Source organism: Maridesulfovibrio ferrireducens (assembly GCF_900101105.1).
Classification (GTDB): domain Bacteria; phylum Desulfobacterota; class Desulfovibrionia; order Desulfovibrionales; family Desulfovibrionaceae; genus Maridesulfovibrio; species Maridesulfovibrio ferrireducens.
Map to the genome: position 1 here is coordinate 567,492 of NZ_FNGA01000001.1, position 18,663 is coordinate 586,154.

The following is an 18,663-nucleotide window of genomic DNA, read 5'->3' on the forward strand; positions in this document are numbered from 1 at the left end:
AATGTCGGCCTTTTTATTTATCTTAATCTACTTCCATAGCCGCATGTCTTTTAACAACTTCCTGAGCGAGACTTATATAAGCCTTTGCTCCATTCGATTTTGCATCATATGAGATTGCAGGTTTGCCGAAACTCGGAGCCTCAGACAAACGAACGTTTCTCGGAATAATCGTTTCGAACAGACTATCGGGAAAAGCTTTTCTAACTTCGTTCTTAACCTGTCTGGCAAGCCTGTTACGGCGATCATACATGGTTAACACAACTCCCAAAACAGTCATGTCAGGATTTAATCTTTTCTTAACCAATTCGAAAGTCATTAAAAGCTGAGCTACACCCTCAAGCGCATAGTACTCGGTCTGCAAGGGAACTAAAAGCTCTCTGGCTGCGCAAAGAGCGTTCACCGTAAGCAGCCCAAGCGAAGGAGGACAGTCGAATATTATATATTCGTATTCATCCTCAACCCTATCGATCAACTCCCGCAAATAATACTCACGCCCCATTTTATCAATCAACTCTATCTCAGCACCAACCAAGTCCTGACTCGCAGGCATCAAGGAAAGAAACGGAATGTCAGTTTGAAAAATTGCGTCTTTGACCCGCTCCGGCTGAAATAAGACAGAATATACATTTTCTCTTGAGTCGCCGGGATAAAAGCCCAGCCCGCTTGAACAGTTTCCCTGCGGATCACAATCCACAAGCAAAACTTTTTTTTCCATTACAGCTAATGAAGCTGCCAAATTGATTGATGTCGTTGTTTTACCAACTCCACCTTTCTGATTCGCTACAACAATTCTTTTTGCCACTGGAAACCACCTTGTTCATGAGATTCCAATTTTCATGTTTCACGTGAAACATCACGTCAAAAACTGATATGAAAACATTTAAAGCAAATTAGACTGAAATTTTGTTTAAATCAAGAAATCAAAAACAAAAAAGAAGCTGATAACCCAAACAATCACCAGATCATTAGGCTTAAACCTCTTTAAAAAAGTACTTTTAATAAAAAAACTTAATAAAAAAATTATCTGATCATCACAAACAAAAAAAGGCCGCTGAAAACAGCGGCCTTAAAAAACTTACTTATGAAGACAAAAACTCTAAACTTTGTAGTACTCTCTATACCAAGCAACGAATTTTGCAATGCCTTCTTCAATTGTGGTGCAAGGTTTAAAACCTACATCTTTAACAAGATCATCAACATTAGCATATGTGCAAGGAACATCACCTGCCTGCAAAGGCATCATGTTTTTCTCAGCTTTCTTGCCAAGGCAGTCTTCAAGCACTTCAATATAACGCATCAACTCAGTTGGCTGATTGTTACCAATGTTATAAATTCTGAACGGAGCCGGACTTGTACAAGGATCAGGAGCATCCCCGGACCAGTCAGGATTCGGCTGAGCAGTGTTCTTAAGAACTCTCACAACGCCTTCAACTATGTCATCAATGTAAGTGAAATCGCGAAGCATTTTTCCGTGATTAAAAACATTGATAGGCTCATTGTTCACGATTGCCTTGGTAAAGAGGAACAAAGCCATGTCAGGTCTGCCCCAAGGTCCGTATACAGTAAAAAATCTAAGCCCTGTTGTAGGGATATTGAAAAGATGACTATATGAATGAGCCATCAATTCGTTAGATTTTTTAGTTGCAGCATACATGGAAATCGGATGATCAACATTGTCATGAGTACTGAAAGGCATGCTTGTATTAAGACCGTAAACAGAACTTGAGGATGCATAAGCAAGATGCTTAACTCCGTTATGTCTACACCCTTCAAGAATATTCATAAAACCGACAACATTTGAATCAATATATGCCTGAGGGTTTTCGAGCGAATAACGAACTCCGGCCTGAGCAGCAAGGTTAACAACATGTGTAAACTGATGCTCGGCAAAAAGTTTCGCCATGGCTTCTCTGTCAGCCATATCAATATAAGCAAATGTGAAGTTTTCATGATCTTCGATCTGTTTCAAACGATTCTTTTTGACCTGAACATCATAGTAATCATTTAAAATATCAAGGCCAATGACTTCGTGTCCTTCAGATAAAAGGCGCTTAGAAAGGTGGAAGCCGATAAATCCGGCTGCTCCGGTTACAAGAACTTTCATTCTTCGCTACTCTCTTGGATTTTTTTTTCAATTAACTCCCCACTGCCGGCACCAGGTGCCAACATCCTCATCAAATCAAGGGGGAGTGGGATTATAGTAGAAGCCTTACCCTCAGCAGACATTTCTCGAAGAGTCTGTAAATATCTGAGTTGCAAAGCTTCAGGGTGAGCTGAAATAATTTTAGCTGCCTGCGAAAGCTTTTCCGCAGCCTGAAATTCACCCAATGCATTAATAACCTTAGCTCTGCGTTCACGCTCGGCCTCAGCCTGCTTGGCCATCGCCCTCTGCATTTCCTGCGGAAGATCGACATACTTAAGCTCAACGGTACTGACTTTAATTCCCCAAGGATCAGTATGAATATCCAGAATCTCCTGAATTTCATTATTTACTTTTTCTCTTTGAGAAAGGATATCGTCAAGCTCGACTCCCCCACATACGCTACGCAAGGTGGTTTGGGCAAGCTGAGAAGTGGCGAACATAAAATCCTCTATTTCAAGGATAGCTTTAATCGGATCGGTCACTCGAAAATAAATTACAGCATTAACCTTAACACTGACATTATCTCTAGTAATCACATCCTGACTGGGCACATCAAGAGTCATAATTCTAAGTGAGACTCTAACCATTTTATCCACAATAGGAATCAGAATGATCAGCCCGGGCCCCTTGGAGTTTATGACTCTACCAAGCCTGAAAATCACGCCCCGCTCATACTCATTCAAAACTTTAAGAGCTGTTACCAGAAAAAAAACAAGAAAAAGAATAATAGGAATCGTATAAGTCATGACAGTCCTCCATTTTAAAAGTTAAAACTAAGACAGACGCGTCACTGTTAAAGTTAATCCTTCAGCATTAATAACTTTTATTTTTGAACCAAGCTCCAGCCTAGATTCATCCGCGTAAACCGCATTCCAGATTTCACCACGAACACGAACTTTCAGTTTTGTATCCTGAACGTGAATGACTTCACCCTCAAGGCCGATCATCCCCTGCATACCTAAATCGGATTTACGGGAATGAGCTTTTGCAACAAGATAAACAACACTACCCACAAAGACCGCAAAGGATAAAACCGTACCGATAATTGTCCCAAGTGGTAGCTGTTGAATCTCGCCTCCCCTGAAAAGCACAAGAGAACCTACAAAAAGGCTAATAATGGCTGCAACACTGAGTAAACCGTAACTGATAATAAAAACTTCGAGGATAAAAAACACTCCGCCAAGAAGCATTAAAAGCAGCCCTGTAGCGTTTGTGGGAAGGATAGACATGGCATAAAGAGCTGTTACAAGACAAAAACCACCGACAACTCCCGGGAAAATGGCTCCGGGGCTAACCAGCTCAAAAAAGAGGCCTACAATACCGGCTATCAACAAAAAATAGGCAACCTGCGGATTGAGAAGCCACGAGAGAACAGAATAACTCAATCCGGCTTCATAATTTACAAGAGAATAACCATCCTTGGAAAATTTCACTTCCTCCCCATTCAAGAGAAGACCCTTCGCTCCAAGCTGCTCAAGAAAATCATCAGGTGAAACAGCTATAAAATCAATCACATTCAGTGTGACTGCCTCCTGAGCATCAATACTGACTCCTTTAGTGACAGAATCAGCGTACCAGTTGATATTCCTAGCTCTTTTACGAGCAACTCCTTTGATCAGGCTGGCTAAGTCATTTGTCACCTTCTTGCTCATAGTATCCGGAAGATCATCACCGGAAGATGACACCGGCGAAGCAGCTCCTACTGTTGTACCGGGAGCCATCGCTGACACGTTAGCAGCCGCAACCATAAATGCTCCGGCAGAGGCCGCATGTGAACCTTCAGGGCCAACCCATATGCAAATTGGAACGGGTGGATTCATCATGATCTTGACGATATCGCGCATCGAAGTTGTAAGTCCGCCCGGCGTATCTAATCGCAACAAAATCAAATCATGTTCATCATCAACCGCCAGCTTAGCCATATTCTCAATCAGGCTGACCTGAGCAGGACTTATGGCCCCTTCCAGCTGGCCGTATAGGACTTTTAGCCCATCTCCGGCATAAGCTGATCCTGACATGAAGATGATAATCACAAGAGTGATAATCATACATGAGTAACGTTGTCTTAGATGTTTGAAAAATAACATGTGCGTTCTCCCTGCCTAATGCTTTTGTAATCCATCATGCCAAATCAGCGCTGATAAATAAACAAAACAAATTAAAAAAGGCAGGTTCCCGCTTATATTTAAAAAAGAGGAAGGCGTAAAAGAGGAATAGAAAGAAGCTGCTGCTCTTCAGGTGGAAGAACTTTGAGGAGGTCCGGGTCTTGTAAAACTATGACCTGCACGCCGTTAACATAAGCGGAAGAAGCATTTTCGGGAGCCTCGGGTGCGATAACTGAAAGCCCCTTTACACCGAAACAAGCTACGAATTTTACACCGTAGGACTCGACGCCTTTCCAAAAAATATCCGGCCTGTTTTCAAGAGCGTTACCGTTCCAAGTTGTACACGGCCAAAAAGAAATAGCTCCTTTAGGAAGCCCCATGTACCCGATAAGGGATTGGAAAAGCTTACGCCTTGCAGGATCTGCATCACCTGAAAGATCCTTCCCAAGTTGCGGGTAAGTCCAAAAAATCTGCAATCGCGGAGTTATGCGCGATGCAAGCAAGCTCCATGGATCAGGCCATGAGCCGGCATCAGGGTGTTTTATTGGCTGTATACTCTGCTTAACAGGCGGAGGCGGAATGCGAGAAGGCTTCAAAGGCGGCGTTGACTGCTTAAAATGAGTTGGCATAGGCGCGGCAGGTGCTCTGCTGACAGGAGACGATTGCGGCCCTCTATTCACATTTGATTGCGAAGAATTCGGAGAAGCCTGGACTGCACTTATATTTTTCTGCGTAGCAGCAAGCTCGAGCTGTTCAAGCCCGGGCAAAGCGTCCTTAAATATAAAACGCAGGCCGTTTTGATACCACGGCCTGACGCTTTCGAGCACATTTAATTCTGCAGAAGGAGATCCCATATTCGCCACGCTATTTCTGTTTTTGGAAGATTAGGCCATTCTTCGGCCCGACCAGACTTGTCTAAGACATAAACAGAATTTGTGAAAGACTCAAATCCCGCTCCCGGCATATTTATGAGGTTGGCAATTATCATGTCCAAATTTTTAGCTTTAAGCTTTCCGGCAGCAGCTTTTTCAATGTCAGAAGTTTCAGCAGCAAAACCGATAAGTTCCTGATCATCACGCTTCGTAGCTCCGAGAGTCTTTAATATATCAGAGTTGGATTCAAAATTAACGCTGAGTGAATCTTGACCAGCTTTTTTAAACTTGCTGTCACCATGAGGAACAGGCCTAAAATCTGCTACTGCGGCAGTGAGGCAACCGGTTGTACACTCGGGCCATACGTCGGTGGCGGCCTCGAACATCTGGCGCGCACTGTCGACCTTGATCACGTTAACATCGGCAGGAAACCACCAGTTAACCGGACCGGAGACAACAGTAACTTTAGCTCCCCTGAGCCATGCCGCCATTGCGATACAAGCGCCCATCAACCCCGAGGAAGGATTAGACCAAAAACGGACCGCATCCCATTTTTCACGTGTAGGCCCCAAAGTAATCAGCACATGTTTACCACTCATATCATCGGGTGAAACAGCTCTGAGAGAATGCACAAAAATTGATTCGAGAGTAGCAAGCCGCCCGCTTCCGTGATCACCGCAAGCAACATCGCCGCAGTCCGGACCTATAAACTCAACTCCGCGCTTAGCAAGCAAAGCACAATTATCGCGAGTCGCAGAAGCATTCCACATGGCCGGATTCATAGCCGGAGCAACAAGCTTCGGTCCGGGAAAAGCAAGAGCCTGACAGGAAAGCATATCATCCGCCAAACCGTAAGCCATGCGGGCAAGGGTGGAGGCTGTAGCAGGAGCTACAACTAAGGCATCGGCAGCCTGACCGGGTTCAAGATGTCCGAAAATTTCATCTCCGGCAGGAAACATCGAGTCCCAAACTTTAAAAGCACCAAGGGCCTCAAAACTGAGGCCCTTAATAAATTCCTGTGCACCTGAGGTTAAGGTGGCGCTGACTTCTATCCCGGCCTTGCGATACATTCGCAAAAGATCCAAAGACTTATAAGCTGCAACGCTTCCGCAAACCCCGAGGTGAATCCGTTTTCCTAGAAAACAGTCAAAATTTAGATGTTCATTCATTATTTTATATTCTGCTCGTGAACCCCGCCACTATCGCGAAGAGATTCAGCTTTAAGTTCTACAGCATAAATTTCAACTTCGGTGTTGTACGAACCGTCAGTGATACGAATCATGCAGCTTTTGTAAGGCTTCTTAAAAACAATGGTGGACATGCTGGAAATTATAGAGCTTTCTTTTGTCCAGTTGTCTTTTGCCATCTGATTCACGAAAAAGTCGATCAATGACTGATTTTCAACACGGCCTTTCATTACGATCATGCCGGTTTTGAATTCTTTATTTTCATATATAAAGGTTCTTTCAGGCACACGGCTGAGTTCGTTTGGAACTGCTATATCGTCAAATTCGGTATAAGGTACAAATTCTTCATAGCTTTCAGTTGCACCGACAGCCGCAACAGCTGGTTCTTCCGGGCTAGTTTTTTTCCCGCTGACACAACCGAAAAGCTGCATAACCAACATTGAAACAACTAATAATCTGATAACATTACGCATATTTGTTCCTCCGGTATTAAAAACCAAATCAAGTTGTAATAATTACACTCAAATAAAGAGCTTTAAAAGATGTCAATCAAGGAAATTAAGCTTTATATAAGTCATAAGCAGAATATCTTCTAGACTTTTTCTACAGACTCAAAGATGAAAAATCAATTGCCATCAACCGGATCTAAGGTTTAAGACGTTTGATTTTATCCAGGAAATAATTTTCCATCTCTCTACGATCACGGCGAAGCCTGACAAGCTCAGCTTCCATAACTTCAACTTTGTTTCGCAAATTACTGTTTTCTTGAGATAATTCAGAAGTGACTTCTTCTAATTCAACATCCTTCTGCTCAAGAGCACACGTTCTTTCGTCGTATCCCTCAGTAATTGAACTGATGTCAAGCTGAGGAAGAGCCTTGATTTTTTTCTGACTGCGGGCAAGAAGAACAAAAGCTTTTTTGAGCTTATAAATATCTTCACGCTGTTCATCAATGATGGACTTCTGATTGGCAACCATTTCAAGTGACTTTGTCATGTTCGCCATCATATCAGCAAAAGCTCCGCTCAGCTCTGCCTGAATATTCATAGAAGGCTGAGAGGCAACGGATCTTTCGGTTGAGCTGATTTCGATTGTACGAGGGAATTCAGAACGAAGTATTTCCTCTATCTCGGTGGTAACCAAACCATCATTATAAAGGGAAACAATACGTTTAAAAATTTCAACAGCAGATTCCGGGTATTTTGTTACCCTGCCCATTTTTCTGCAGGAAAGGTACTCCTTGAACAGCGAGGCGTAACGTCTGGCCGTGGGAGCAGGAATCATAGTAATCTTGGATATTTCCGCAACTGATAACCATTTCATAGTATAATCCGTAAGTTCGTGATCAACGTGAGAATGAAACAACCTAATTGAACAGCAATCAAGCATTAAACAACGTCCTAAAAGAGTCCATCTGCTTGTTGGAAAGATTCTTACCAGATTATCATCAATAAAGAAAACTGAAAAAATGAAGACAATCCCAAAAGATTTAAATTTAGAAAGCTACAACTTTGAATTACCGGAAGAACGCATTGCACAATGCCCTGCCGAAAAAAGACACGGTTCAAAGCTGATGGTTCTGGACAGAATTACAGGTGAAACTGAAATCAAATCATTCACCGACGTTCCTGACCTTTTACCTGAAGGAGCGCTTCTGGTTGCAAATAACTCAAAAGTTATCCCTGCCAGAATTTTCGGTAAAAAGCCTTCAGGCGGAAGAGTTGAATTTCTACTCCTCTCTCCGATTCCCTTAATTGTGCCAACTGCAACTCCGCAAGGTTATAAAGCTGTTGTCAAAGGATTACTGCGTTCCTCAAAACCGACAAAAATCGGCAGCGAAGTTAAATTCGACTGCGCCATGAAACTTACGGTTTTAGGCAAAGGTCAATTCGGGCTGTCTGATGTTGAGCTTGAATGGCAGGGAAGCTTAAAAGAAATATTTGAAACCTGCGGTAAAATCCCCCTTCCGCCATATATCAGACGTGTTGCTGATGAAACTGATAATGAAAGATATCAGACTCTCTACGCCTGTGATGATAAAGCAGGATCAGTGGCAGCTCCGACAGCCGGACTTCATTTTTCAAAAGAAATTGAAGAAAGACTGCGCGAGAAAAATATCGAGCGGGTCGAAGTTACTTTATATGTAGGGTACGGAACATTCAGCCCGGTCAGAACGACCGACATTCGCGATCATGAAATGCACAGCGAATATATTGAAATTCCCGAAGAAACAGCCCGCGCAATCAAAAAAGCTAAAGACGAAGGACGTCCTGTTATTGCCGTAGGGACAACTTCCGCCCGCACGCTTGAAGGAGCTTTTCAGCAGACTGGTAAAATATGTGCATTCAAGGGTGAAACTAATATTTTCATCTATCCCGGCTATGAATTTAAGGTTGTAGACCGCATGTTGACTAATTTTCATTTGCCAGAATCATCACTTGTAATTATGATTTCCGCTCTGGCTGGTAGGAATAACGTTTTGAATGGATATCAAAAAGCCATAGAAAACGAATTCAGATTCTTTTCTTATGGTGATTCAATGTACATCAGATAATCTGATCCAGTACAATCCCAAAATTTGCACCTAACAGTAAATCGTTATACGCTACTTATGAAATAGTCGGCCTCTAATGCAGACTGTTCTAAAATTATTAATGACCGTAATGGTCCTTGGCCCGTTTAATTACGGGCTTTTCTGTCACGGTAACAGGAGTTTAGGATGTCCCGAGTTGAATTTTTGGAAGAACGGTGCAAGGGTTGCCTGCTCTGCACAGTTGTCTGTCCAAAGGAAATTATAAGGCAATCCGACCGTTTCAATCAGCACGGCTACAAAGTGGCCGAAGTTCCGGCTGAAGACATGGATAAATGCACAGGCTGTACGTCTTGCGCACTTATATGTCCGGACGTGGCTATCCGCGTCTACAGGACCCCGAAAGCCAAAGGAGCAGAATAAGATGGCTAATAACGGCGAAAAACTTTTTATCAAGGGCAATGAGGCTATTGCACGCGGCGCGATCGCTGCCGGCCTCAAATGCTACTTCGGCTACCCCATCACACCGCAGAATGACATCCCTGAATATATGTCAGCAGCACTTCCCGCAGTCGGCGGTGAATTTGTGCAGGCGGAAAGTGAAATTGCGGCGGCAAATATGCTCATCGGAGCGGCTGCATGCGGCGTTAGAAGCATGAGCTCATCATCAAGCCCCGGCATATCACTAAAACAGGAAGCAATATCTTACCTCGCAGGTAGTCAGCTGCCTACAGTCATAGTCAACATGAACCGCGGTGGACCGGGTCTTGGCGACATCGGACCTAGTCAGGGCGACTATTTTCAGTCTGTAAAAGGCGGCGGTCACGGCGACTACAGAATGCTAGTCCTCGCTCCCGGCACATGTCAGGAAGCATATGACCTGACAATCAAGGCCTTTGACCTTGCTTTCAAATACCGCAATCCCGTCATGATTCTCGGTGATGCCATTCTCGGACAGATGAAAGAGCCTGTCATCACATGGACTCCAGACGAAAAGGACGAAAAAGAAGGTCACGACTGGCGCATGTGCGGAGCCAAAGGCCGCGAAGGCCGTATACTTAAATCCCTGTTCCTCAGTGAAGGCTCTTTAGCTGCTCACAATCAGATGTTGCAGGACAAGTATACAGACATGGCTTCATACACTCAGCAGGAAGAATACCAGATCGATGATGCTGAACTTGTTGTTGTAGCCTACGGCTCCATCGGCAGAATTGTAAAAAGCACAATCAAAAAACTCAGGAACGAAGGACATAAAGTCGGCCTTTTCAGACCGATCACACTCTACCCGTTCCCTTCCGACGATCTCAAGAAACTTGCTGAGCAAGGTAAGAAGTTCCTTACAATAGAACACAACCTTGGACAGATGGTTGAAGATGTCCGTCTTTCAATCCGTACAATCACGGATTCAGACTTCTTCGGCTTCCTGCCGGGCAACCTCCCCACTCCCGATGACTTCGAGGGACCGATCCTTAAAAGTCTTGGAGGTAAATAGATATGAGCGAACAAGAAATTATAGCATTCGAAAGAGCTGATGCTCTTGTAGATGTGCCTACTCACTACTGTCCGGGCTGCCAGCACGGTGTAGTTCAAAGACTCGCAGGAGAACTGCTCAGCGAAATGGGCCTTACCGAGAACACACTTCTCGTAACTTCCATCGGCTGTTCTGTTTTTCTCTACAACTACCTTCGTGTCGACAGCGTGGAAGCTCCTCACGGACGCGCTCCTGCTGTGGCAACAGGTGTAAAAAGAGCACGTGCCGACAAATTCGTTCTTTCCTATCAGGGAGACGGCGACCTTGCATCAATCGGTATGGCTGAAATTATGCACTGTGCAAACCGTGGTGAAAACATCTCCATCATCTTCGTAAACAACACTGTTTACGGAATGACAGGTGGCCAGATGGCCCCGACCACAATGATTGGGCAAAAGACCACAACCTCACCTGCCGGACGTAATGCTGCAAAAGAAGGCATGCCTATCCGTATGGCTGAAATTATCAGCCAGCTCGGCGGAACCGCTTTCTCAGCTCGAGTGGCTGTGAACAATGTTAAAAATATCCGCAAAGCTAAAAAGGCTATGAAAAAGGCTTTTGAAGTTCAGCAAAAAGAACTCGGATTCGGATTCATTGAGCTTTTGGCAACCTGCCCGACCAACTGGAGAATGACCCCGATCAAGGCGAACGAAAGAATCGAAGAAGAATTGATTCCTTACTTCCCTCTGGGTGTGTTTAAAGATTTAACAGTTGAAGCGGAGGACTAGCCAGATGAGCAAGTATCTTGACAGCATTATTGCCGGATTCGGCGGACAGGGCGTCATGCTTATCGGCAACCTGCTGGCCTACGCGGGCATGAATGCCGGACTCAATGTAACCTACATCCCAGTATACGGCCCTGAAATGCGCGGCGGAACTGCCAACTGTACAGTTGTTCTTTCCGAAGAAGAAATTGGTTCCCCAATCATCCGCAGCCCGCACAGTCTGATTATGATGAACCGTCCTTCACTGGAAAAATTCCAGCCAGTTCTGATGGACGGCGGAGTTCAGATCGTCAATTCCTCTCTTATAGATAAAGAGCTGGTTGATACTGACCGCATCAAATCATACCTTGTTCCTGCCAACGATATTGCCGACAAAATAGGCAATACCCGCATGGCAAACATGGTCGCTCTGGGCGCTTTCATCAAGGCAACAGGAATTATGGACATTAAGGCTGTTATCGACAGTCTGCCAAACGTAATTTCCGCTCACTACACTCACCTTATCCCCAAAAATGCCGAAGCTCTGCAAGCAGGCGCTGACGCTATTGCTTAACCAAAAGATTCAAAAGAATCAGTAATGGCTATCAAGGCCCGGATAGAAAGGCTTTATGTCCGTCTATCCGGGCCTTTTTTTTAATCGTAGGAGCCAAGAATGAACGTTTTCAGACCAGAAAAACTTTTCGGGATAATCGGGTTTCCACTAGGACACTCGATGAGTCCTCTTCTGCATAATTGGGGATTTTCGCAAAAAGATATTAAAGCCGCATACATGGCTTGGCCTACTACGCCGGAAAAACTCGGTGACTTCATGACAGCTCTGAAAACTCTGCCTATTTCAGGCGCAAGCGTAACCATTCCCCACAAGCTTTCCGTAATGGACTACATTGACGAGCTTACTCCCCGCGCAAAGGCAGTTGGCGCTGTGAACACACTCTACTGGAAACAGGATAAACTGATTGGTGACAATACGGATACAGCAGGTTGCTCTGAACCACTGCGTCCTCATTGTGATCATGTGGAAAGAGCTTTGCTCATTGGCGCAGGAGGGGCGGCGCGCGCAGCGATTGTAGGACTTAAAAGCCTTAAAATTAAAGACATCTTCATTACAAACAGAACAAAATCAAAAGCCGAAGCTCTGGCTGATGAATTCGGAATATCATGTATCGATTGGGATGAAAGAGGCAATGAACATTATGATCTAGTCATAAATTCAACACCACTCGGCATGTCTGGAGACAAGCAGCAGATCAACCCCATGATCATGGATCATATTGACGAAAAAACAATCGTCTATGATCTGGTCTACAACCCTCTTGAAACCGTTTTTCTTAGAGACGCGAAAGCAAAAGGCAGTAAAACTATCAGCGGAATTGAAATGTTTTTACATCAAGGCCTAGCTCAATTTAAATTGTGGACAAATTATGATTTAGATGAATTAGAAGCTCGCAAGCTTTTACTTAAACACCTGTAAAGACTCCGTGAGTCCTGCCCCAGAGGAAGATAAATATGAAACATATTGATGCCGATTTATTAATTCAAGAATGGCAAGATGTTGTCGATTTATTAGCAGCCATTATCAATGTTCCTGCGGGCTTAATTATGAAACTTGATAAGGGTAAGCTTGAAGTTTTCGTATCAAGCAAAACACCAGACAATCCATATAAAGTTGGCGCAAATGAAGTAATGGAAAATTCTGGCTTATATTGTGAAACCGTCATCAAAACGAATAAAAAGCTAAAAATAACTAACGCTCTTACAGATGAAAGGTGGAAAAACAATCCCGATGTAAAGCTAAACATGATTTCTTACTTAGGATTTCCCATACTCTACCCAGACGGAAACCCCTTTGGAACTATTTGCATTCTTGATTCAAAAGAAAACAACTACAGTGACAACCATGAAAAATTAATTGAGAAACTTAGAGATCTGATCGAAAAAGAACTGACTATTCTCGATAATAACTACCAATTAAAAAGAATTTCTGAGATTGATGCGCTAACTCAAATAGACAACAGATACTCTTTTCTTACAAAAGCCGAAATAGAGATAAACAGATCAAAACGCTATAACCATCACTTCTCATTTATTTTCTTTGACTTAGATTGGTTTAAAAAAATAAATGATAAATATGGACATCAAATTGGGGACACTGTTTTGAAAGAATTTTCAAAAACTGTTAACTCACAATTAAGAACAACCGACCTTTTCGGCAGATATGGTGGAGAAGAGTTCATAGTTGCTTTGCCTGAAACAGACTTAGCTTCAGCAAAGTTGTTAGCAAATAGAATTCGTGAACGTGTTCAAAAAATGAATATTGTCTACGAAAGTAGTAATGTGTCTATCACTGTGAGTGCAGGAGTCAGTGAACTGACCGATGATGACCGTGATATAGACACCGTCATAAACAGAGCTGACATGGCTCTTTATGAGGCAAAACAGTCTGGAAGAAACAAGGTCTGTTAATACCTTTGACTCGTCTCAAACTCAAAAAGAAAGCCCGCTGCAATCACTGCAACGGGCTTTCTTTATAAACAAATTATTGAAACTTACTGAACGTAAACCTTAATCTTGTCACCGGGTCGAATAATGCTCTTGGAATTAAGGCGGTTCCACTTCATAAGTGAAGAAACCTTAACACCGAAGCGACGGGCTATTCCGTAAAGATTATCCCCGCGTCTAACCTTATACTTAACTAGCTGATTATTAACAGTTCCGGCTTTAACTTTAGATGATCTGGAACTCTTAGCTGAGTTGTCAGGAATATAAAGTTTCTGGCCAATTTTAAGTCTGGATGACCGAAGTCCGTTTGAGCGTTTAAGTGTGTTTACACTTACCTGATAGCGGCTTGCGATATCCCAGAGAGTATCCCCTTTGCGCACTCTGTAGTTTGCCCTGCTTTGAGCTGTGCGGCGGGTTTTTGTAACCTGTCTTGTATAGAGAGAAGCTGTCGAGCCTTTACCCGGAATCATAATAAACTGACCGGGTTTAATCAGATTTGACTTGCGATTGTTAACACTTTTCAAAACCGCGACAGGCACTCTGTAGTTATGAGCAATGCGATGCCAAGAGTCGCCTCTTTTAATCTTGTAACGTTTGTAACCGGCAAAAGGTCTTGAGCGTGGGCTTTCAAGATAACTGGAAGCTTTAACCATCACCTGCAAGGGAAGATAAGCATTGATGGCTGCATCAGGCGGGCTGACTTGTCTGCGGAAATGCGGGTTATATGTGTGGAAATCATTCCATTTCATATCACAGGCTTTAGCCAGAGCAAGTAAATCAGTTCCTCCGGGAACCTTAACTGTTTCTACTTTAATGCCATTATTCCAATTAATTTTCTCAAACCCGAGCGGTTCAAGATTTTTAAATATCTTGGAAATAGCGATAAATTTAGGGACGTAATTTTTAGTTTCTGCTCTCAGTCTATATTTTCTACTAAGCTTATGATTCTTTTTGGTGAGATCAAAAAAGTCTTCAGCACCGGTCTTTTTCAAAGCCCGGCCAATCTTCCCTTCACCCGCATTATATGCGGCGAGTGCAAGATACCAGTCTCCGAACATCTCATGAAGGATATTCAAATACTTTGCGGCAGCTAAAGTGGATTTATAAGGATCTCTGCGTTCATCAACCCACCAGTCGACCCGTAAGCCGAAGTGACGACCGGTATAAGGCATAAACTGCCACATACCTGCTGCTCCGACTCTTGAATAAGCCATAGTATTATAGCCGCTTTCCGCGAAAGGCAGCATGGCCAGATCTTCAGGAATATTGTTCTTAGAAAGAACTTCACGGATATAAGGCAAGAAGGGTTCAGACCGCTTAAGCCAACGAGTAAAAGTCTTACGAGCCTTATGGGTAAAATATCCAAAATACTGCTGAACTTCTTTTGTATCATGAACATCAAGATTAAAATTGATGCCTGAACTGCTGGCAAGAAGAGCTTTCTGCTCTTCCGGTGTCAATTCTTCAGTTTCGGCTGGAGTTGACTCAAGTTCAGGATCAAGCTTTTCTACTTCGGAATCTTTATATTCAGACTCGGCAGCGCTGTTCTCAGAAACATTAATTTCAGAATCTGATTCAGGAGTTACTGTCTTATGTGCACAACCGGCAAAAAGAATAAAAATAGCCAACAGCGCAACTAAACGAAATAATTTCGGGCTATTCACTGTCTGCTCCAACCTTGCGTTATATGTATTGTTTTTTTTCATAAATTATCTAGAAAAACTATAGATTCTAATTGTTTAATTAGGCAAAAAAGTCTCAAAGACCTAAAAATAATGATTTTTTACAGAAATTAATGATGATTATCAAACAATAGTAGAGCTATCCTAAAGTTTGAAGGTTTGCAATAGCAAAATAAAAGGACTAGATTGCCGGAAACGGCTCAACGACAAGGTTTTAAGGGCTTTTAAAAGTGTTTCAGGTACATACCTGAACAAATGAAATAGAAACCATTTTTCTCTAAATATTAAATCTTATTTTTTTGCCAATTAATACGGACGAATAAGGTAAACACAAATTTTTTGTTCATTTACCTTGATTAATCGGGTTAAAATCAGCGAGAACGCTCGCAACAGAAAGTGCTATAAAATAATATTTTTCAATATAAGGTATTTTTAATGAAAAACAGATCTCAAGAAGATGAGAACACCATCATTGTAGGGCGCAAGCCCGTTCAGGAGCTTCTTTTAAACGATCCTAAGAGCATTGACATGCTTTACGTGCAAAAAGGCCGTCAGGACAAAAATTTCGAACGAACCATTGAAAGATGTAAAAAATTCGGCATTAAATATAAAATTGCAGACAAAGAAGAATTAGCTCGTATTTTTACGGGAAATCACCAAGGGATGATTGCGAAAGTGGCCGCTCTTTCATTTGTCGACTTTGATGAATTGTTAGCAACACTCGCCGATGCACCTCTTCCCCTTCTGGTGGTCCTCGATCAGGTTCAAGATCCCGGAAATGTCGGAACGCTCGCCAGAACACTGTATTCACTCGGTGGAGCAGGAATAGTTGTGGCTCGCCACGGCGCCGCATTCCTCGGACCGGGAGCTGTTAAAGCTAGTGCCGGAGCGTTGACCAAGTTACCTATAGCCCGTGTATCCAATATATCTCAGGCTTTGGATAAAGCTCTTGATATGGGCATAAATGTCTACGGGGCCGGATTGGCTGACGATTCCAATCCTGTATATGACGTTAAACTCATGGGACCGGCCATACTGGTTCTCGGAAATGAGGAAAAAGGTATCAGGCTGGGTGTTGAAAAACGCTGTCAGGAACTGATTCACATCCCGTTCAAACGTGAGTTCGACTCTCTGAACGTCGCTCAAGCCGGTGCCATCCTCATCAGCGAATTTTGCAGAACTCTGGGCTGATCAAACCAACACTACTCAGATTAATTAAAAAGCCCTTGAAGACTAATTGCTTCAAGGGCTTTTTTGCGGAAAAATTTTATAATAATTATCGTATATAATTAGGCAGATTCAAAAAAATATTACGGGTAAAATCGATCATTTTATCCATAATCCACGGGAATGCGATCAAAAGAGCAATAAACATTGATACAATTTTCGGAACAAAAGTAAGAGTCATTTCCTGAATCTGAGTAGCGGCCTGAATTACACTGACAAAAATACCTACGACCAAACCGACGCCAAGCATTGGCAATGCCAGCGTAAGAGCCAATTCAATTGACTGTCTTGCGAATCCGATAACGAATTCAGGGGTCATAAATATCTCCGTGTATTAACAAATCCACTTTTAAGAAAAACTCTGACGGCTTAAGACAAACCAGTCCCTTCGTCACTGAAATGTATTAACAAGAGACCCTGTCAGCAAGGACCAGCCGTCTACCATAATAAACAAAAGAATCTTAAACGGCAGCGAAACCATCGCAGGCGGCAACATCATCATCCCCATTGCCAGCAGGATACTTGCTATAACCATATCAAGAATCAAGAATGGAACATAAATCAAAAATCCAATGGTAAACCCTGTCTTAAGCTCACTGATGGTGTAGGCAGCAACCAAAAGCATGGTATTAACATCTTCTTTTGTTTCAGGTCGGGCTTCACCTGTGATGGAATAAAAAATCGAAAGATCTTTTTCGCGAGTATGCTTGAAAAGAAATTTTCTTACTGGGATCTGCGCATTCTCCAGCGCCTCTTTAAAACCGATTTCTTCATTTAAATAAGGCTGTAATGCCGTGTTATTAACCGCTTTACCGGTTGGCATCATGATTACCACAGTCATAAAAATGGCAAGACTGGCTAGAATCTGGTTAGGCGGCATCTGCTGTGTGCCCATTGCCTGCCTTAAAAAGTGGAAAACAATAATAATTCTAGTAAACGAAGTCATGGTCAAAAGTATGGATGGAGCCATACCCAGAACGGTCAGCAAGAATAGAATTTCAAGCAGACGCGAAACCTGTTCAGGCTCATCCTGCCCGGCAGCAAGATTCAGCGTCAAAGTAGGAATGGTCTGATCCTGAGCAAATACAACCGCAGGCAGAACCAGCAATAATATTGCGCTAAGAGTCAGAAGAGCCGGTATTTTCTTTTTTAAGAAATCCGGCAAAATCTTTTTCATCCTTTCCATGAACTTCTTCCCTTGCTTGAAGCAGAGTAATTTTATCCTGAGTAACACCAAGCACAAGATCCTGACCGCGATACTTAATAACTGTAATATTCTGACGCGGTCCGAGCGGAAGACGTTCTACAATCTGCAACTCTTTGTTCCGCACACCGGAAAAGGATACGCCAAGATTAAGACGCCGCATAAAATAAAAAACCAAAAGAAGCATTCCCAGAATAAAAAAAAGTGCTCCCGACATTTTAAGCACGGAACTGACCCCAGCATCAGGGACAGACATAGCAAGCGGCACAGAAGCGTTAAGCAAGGTGTTTAACCCGCTCAATAGGACTGATAATATCGGTAAGTCTGATACCGAATTTCTCGTTAATTACAACCGCTTCCCCTCTGGCAACCAACTTTCCATTCACATAAATTTCAAGAGGCTCACCTGCAAGCTTGGTAAGCTCTACAACAGAACCTGCTCCAAGCTGTAAAAGCTCATTAATAAGCATTTTAGTGCGGCCAAGTTCAGCTGAAACATCAAGAGGAATATCGAGAATAAAATCAAGGTCACGTCTTGAACCGTCATGACGAGGATTTTTTGCTTCGCTTGTAAAATCATTAAAATCTGCGTCTCTGGTCTGAGTACGAAGAAACTCCTGTTCCTTTTCTTTCCGGATATCATCTCCGGTATCCTCAGCCAATGCGGAAGCCCACTCATCAGCAAGAGCGTCGTCACTTCCCCCGCCGGCATCTCCGGCTCCGGCATCGTCGTCCTGTTCACCAAGAGCTGCCGCCCATTCATCGGCAAGAGCATCATCGCTGCCGGCATCGTCACCCTGCTCAGAAAGAGCAGAAGCCCATTCATCAGCAAGAGCGTCATCATTGCCGTCACCGGGGTCTGATCCCAAAGCATCACCGCTATCCGTATCTTCGGTTAGCGCATCCGCCCACTCCTGTGCGAGTTTATCCTGATCAAGATCATCAGACATCATTCCCG

The 18,663-nt window shown here is 43.2% G+C and carries 21 protein-coding genes; 8 read left to right on the forward strand and 13 right to left on the reverse strand.

The annotated features are described in order from the left end of the window. Window positions 1-22: 22 nt before the first annotated feature. The 8 genes from BLT41_RS02515 to BLT41_RS02550 form a co-directional block, all read right to left on the reverse strand. Window positions 23-802: a ParA family protein gene (locus tag BLT41_RS02515; protein ID WP_092157930.1), complete on the reverse strand. Its 780-nt coding sequence runs from the start codon at window positions 800-802 to the stop codon at window positions 23-25. Between the two features lie 294 nt (window positions 803-1,096). Further along, window positions 1,097-2,104, reverse strand: a complete 1,008-nt coding sequence (locus BLT41_RS02520) for an NAD-dependent epimerase (protein WP_092157932.1) — start codon at window positions 2,102-2,104, stop codon at window positions 1,097-1,099. Further along, the gene (locus BLT41_RS02525; RefSeq protein WP_092157934.1) at window positions 2,101-2,889 is read right to left on the reverse strand and encodes a slipin family protein; all 789 of its coding nucleotides are present in this window, start codon (window positions 2,887-2,889) and stop codon (window positions 2,101-2,103) included. The genes BLT41_RS02520 and BLT41_RS02525 overlap by 4 nt, the downstream gene beginning before the upstream one ends. A 27-nt stretch (window positions 2,890-2,916) precedes the next feature. Further along, complete coding sequence (locus BLT41_RS02530) at window positions 2,917-4,230, reverse strand: NfeD family protein (protein WP_092157936.1); 1,314 nt, start codon at window positions 4,228-4,230, stop codon at window positions 2,917-2,919. Window positions 4,231-4,328: 98 nt separating this feature from the next. Beyond that, entirely contained in the window at window positions 4,329-5,102 is a 774-nt protein-coding gene (locus tag BLT41_RS02535; RefSeq protein ID WP_092157938.1) for a hypothetical protein, read from the reverse strand. Next, window positions 5,078-6,289: a bifunctional phosphopantothenoylcysteine decarboxylase/phosphopantothenate--cysteine ligase CoaBC gene (gene coaBC, locus BLT41_RS02540; RefSeq protein ID WP_092157940.1), complete on the reverse strand. Its 1,212-nt coding sequence runs from the start codon at window positions 6,287-6,289 to the stop codon at window positions 5,078-5,080. The genes BLT41_RS02535 and coaBC overlap by 25 nt, the downstream gene beginning before the upstream one ends. After that, window positions 6,289-6,780 (reverse strand): hypothetical protein, encoded by a 492-nt coding sequence (locus tag BLT41_RS02545; RefSeq protein ID WP_092157942.1) that lies wholly within the window; start codon window positions 6,778-6,780, stop codon window positions 6,289-6,291. Before BLT41_RS02545 ends, coaBC begins: the two co-directional genes overlap by 1 nt. Window positions 6,781-6,952: 172 nt before the next feature. Continuing rightward, complete coding sequence (locus tag BLT41_RS02550) at window positions 6,953-7,630, reverse strand: hypothetical protein (protein ID WP_092157944.1); 678 nt, start codon at window positions 7,628-7,630, stop codon at window positions 6,953-6,955. A 145-nt stretch (window positions 7,631-7,775) separates the two neighbouring features. On the opposite strand from BLT41_RS02550, the gene queA reads away from it, so the two are divergent. From queA to BLT41_RS02585, 7 genes are all read left to right on the forward strand, one after another. Further along, entirely contained in the window at window positions 7,776-8,861 is a 1,086-nt protein-coding gene (gene queA, locus BLT41_RS02555; protein ID WP_092157946.1) for a tRNA preQ1(34) S-adenosylmethionine ribosyltransferase-isomerase QueA, read from the forward strand. A gap of 165 nt (window positions 8,862-9,026) precedes the next feature. Continuing rightward, entirely contained in the window at window positions 9,027-9,260 is a 234-nt protein-coding gene (locus BLT41_RS02560) for a 4Fe-4S binding protein (RefSeq protein WP_092157948.1), read from the forward strand. 1 nt (window position 9,261) lies between these two features. Further along, the gene (locus tag BLT41_RS02565; protein WP_092157950.1) at window positions 9,262-10,329 is read left to right on the forward strand and encodes a 3-methyl-2-oxobutanoate dehydrogenase subunit VorB; all 1,068 of its coding nucleotides are present in this window, start codon (window positions 9,262-9,264) and stop codon (window positions 10,327-10,329) included. Window positions 10,330-10,331: 2 nt separating this feature from the next. Beyond that, on the forward strand, window positions 10,332-11,096 hold the full coding sequence (locus tag BLT41_RS02570) for a thiamine pyrophosphate-dependent enzyme (RefSeq protein ID WP_092157952.1): 765 nt from the start codon (window positions 10,332-10,334) through the stop codon (window positions 11,094-11,096). Between the two features lie 4 nt (window positions 11,097-11,100). Beyond that, entirely contained in the window at window positions 11,101-11,646 is a 546-nt protein-coding gene (locus tag BLT41_RS02575; RefSeq protein ID WP_092157954.1) for a 2-oxoacid:ferredoxin oxidoreductase subunit gamma family protein, read from the forward strand. Between the two features lie 99 nt (window positions 11,647-11,745). Next, complete coding sequence (gene aroE / locus BLT41_RS02580; protein ID WP_092157956.1) at window positions 11,746-12,564, forward strand: shikimate dehydrogenase; 819 nt, start codon at window positions 11,746-11,748, stop codon at window positions 12,562-12,564. A gap of 35 nt (window positions 12,565-12,599) precedes the next feature. After that, window positions 12,600-13,556, forward strand: a complete 957-nt coding sequence (locus tag BLT41_RS02585; protein WP_092157958.1) for a sensor domain-containing diguanylate cyclase — start codon at window positions 12,600-12,602, stop codon at window positions 13,554-13,556. An 83-nt stretch (window positions 13,557-13,639) separates the two neighbouring features. Here BLT41_RS02585 and BLT41_RS02590 read toward each other — a convergent pair whose 3' ends face one another. Next, on the reverse strand, window positions 13,640-15,256 hold the full coding sequence (locus BLT41_RS02590) for a LysM peptidoglycan-binding domain-containing protein (protein ID WP_244512178.1): 1,617 nt from the start codon (window positions 15,254-15,256) through the stop codon (window positions 13,640-13,642). A gap of 453 nt (window positions 15,257-15,709) precedes the next feature. Between BLT41_RS02590 and rlmB the strand changes: the two genes are divergently transcribed. Then, the gene (gene rlmB, locus BLT41_RS02595) at window positions 15,710-16,465 is read left to right on the forward strand and encodes a 23S rRNA (guanosine(2251)-2'-O)-methyltransferase RlmB (RefSeq protein ID WP_092157962.1); all 756 of its coding nucleotides are present in this window, start codon (window positions 15,710-15,712) and stop codon (window positions 16,463-16,465) included. 85 nt (window positions 16,466-16,550) lie between these two features. On the opposite strand, the gene fliQ is transcribed toward rlmB, so the two are convergent. The 4 genes from fliQ to fliN all read right to left on the reverse strand — a co-directional run bounded on the left by fliQ (window position 16,551) and on the right by fliN (window position 18,658). Further along, window positions 16,551-16,820 carry a flagellar biosynthesis protein FliQ gene (fliQ, locus tag BLT41_RS02600; RefSeq protein ID WP_092157964.1) on the reverse strand — a complete coding sequence of 90 codons (270 nt, stop codon included), beginning with the start codon at window positions 16,818-16,820 and terminating at the stop codon, window positions 16,551-16,553. A 72-nt stretch (window positions 16,821-16,892) separates the two neighbouring features. Next, entirely contained in the window at window positions 16,893-17,678 is a 786-nt protein-coding gene (gene fliP / locus BLT41_RS02605; protein ID WP_092157966.1) for a flagellar type III secretion system pore protein FliP, read from the reverse strand. Then, on the reverse strand, window positions 17,620-17,988 hold the full coding sequence (gene fliO, locus BLT41_RS02610; RefSeq protein WP_244512179.1) for a flagellar biosynthetic protein FliO: 369 nt from the start codon (window positions 17,986-17,988) through the stop codon (window positions 17,620-17,622). The genes fliP and fliO overlap by 59 nt, the downstream gene beginning before the upstream one ends. Beyond that, the gene (gene fliN, locus BLT41_RS02615; protein ID WP_092157968.1) at window positions 17,981-18,658 is read right to left on the reverse strand and encodes a flagellar motor switch protein FliN; all 678 of its coding nucleotides are present in this window, start codon (window positions 18,656-18,658) and stop codon (window positions 17,981-17,983) included. The genes fliO and fliN overlap by 8 nt, the downstream gene beginning before the upstream one ends. Window positions 18,659-18,663: the final 5 nt, after the last annotated feature.

What these genes read in the sequence shown, in the direction of transcription:
- BLT41_RS02520 (WP_092157932.1), bottom strand. Translation starts at nt 2,104, where the DNA reads ATGAAAGTTCTTGTAACCGGAGCAGCCGGATTTATCGGCTTCCACCTT.
- BLT41_RS02525 (WP_092157934.1), bottom strand. Translation starts at nt 2,889, where the DNA reads ATGACTTATACGATTCCTATTATTCTTTTTCTTGTTTTTTTTCTGGTA.
- BLT41_RS02530 (WP_092157936.1), bottom strand. Translation starts at nt 4,230, where the DNA reads ATGTTATTTTTCAAACATCTAAGACAACGTTACTCATGTATGATTATC.
- BLT41_RS02535 (WP_092157938.1), bottom strand. Translation starts at nt 5,102, where the DNA reads ATGGGATCTCCTTCTGCAGAATTAAATGTGCTCGAAAGCGTCAGGCCG.
- coaBC (WP_092157940.1), bottom strand. Translation starts at nt 6,289, where the DNA reads ATGAATGAACATCTAAATTTTGACTGTTTTCTAGGAAAACGGATTCAC.
- BLT41_RS02545 (WP_092157942.1), bottom strand. Translation starts at nt 6,780, where the DNA reads ATGCGTAATGTTATCAGATTATTAGTTGTTTCAATGTTGGTTATGCAG.
- BLT41_RS02550 (WP_092157944.1), bottom strand. Translation starts at nt 7,630, where the DNA reads ATGAAATGGTTATCAGTTGCGGAAATATCCAAGATTACTATGATTCCT.
- queA (WP_092157946.1), top strand. Translation starts at nt 7,776, where the DNA reads ATGAAGACAATCCCAAAAGATTTAAATTTAGAAAGCTACAACTTTGAA.
- BLT41_RS02560 (WP_092157948.1), top strand. Translation starts at nt 9,027, where the DNA reads ATGTCCCGAGTTGAATTTTTGGAAGAACGGTGCAAGGGTTGCCTGCTC.
- BLT41_RS02565 (WP_092157950.1), top strand. Translation starts at nt 9,262, where the DNA reads ATGGCTAATAACGGCGAAAAACTTTTTATCAAGGGCAATGAGGCTATT.
- BLT41_RS02570 (WP_092157952.1), top strand. Translation starts at nt 10,332, where the DNA reads ATGAGCGAACAAGAAATTATAGCATTCGAAAGAGCTGATGCTCTTGTA.
- BLT41_RS02575 (WP_092157954.1), top strand. Translation starts at nt 11,101, where the DNA reads ATGAGCAAGTATCTTGACAGCATTATTGCCGGATTCGGCGGACAGGGC.
- aroE (WP_092157956.1), top strand. Translation starts at nt 11,746, where the DNA reads ATGAACGTTTTCAGACCAGAAAAACTTTTCGGGATAATCGGGTTTCCA.
- BLT41_RS02585 (WP_092157958.1), top strand. Translation starts at nt 12,600, where the DNA reads ATGAAACATATTGATGCCGATTTATTAATTCAAGAATGGCAAGATGTT.
- rlmB (WP_092157962.1), top strand. Translation starts at nt 15,710, where the DNA reads ATGAAAAACAGATCTCAAGAAGATGAGAACACCATCATTGTAGGGCGC.
- fliQ (WP_092157964.1), bottom strand. Translation starts at nt 16,820, where the DNA reads ATGACCCCTGAATTCGTTATCGGATTCGCAAGACAGTCAATTGAATTG.
- fliP (WP_092157966.1), bottom strand. Translation starts at nt 17,678, where the DNA reads ATGAAAAAGATTTTGCCGGATTTCTTAAAAAAGAAAATACCGGCTCTT.
- fliN (WP_092157968.1), bottom strand. Translation starts at nt 18,658, where the DNA reads ATGATGTCTGATGATCTTGATCAGGATAAACTCGCACAGGAGTGGGCG.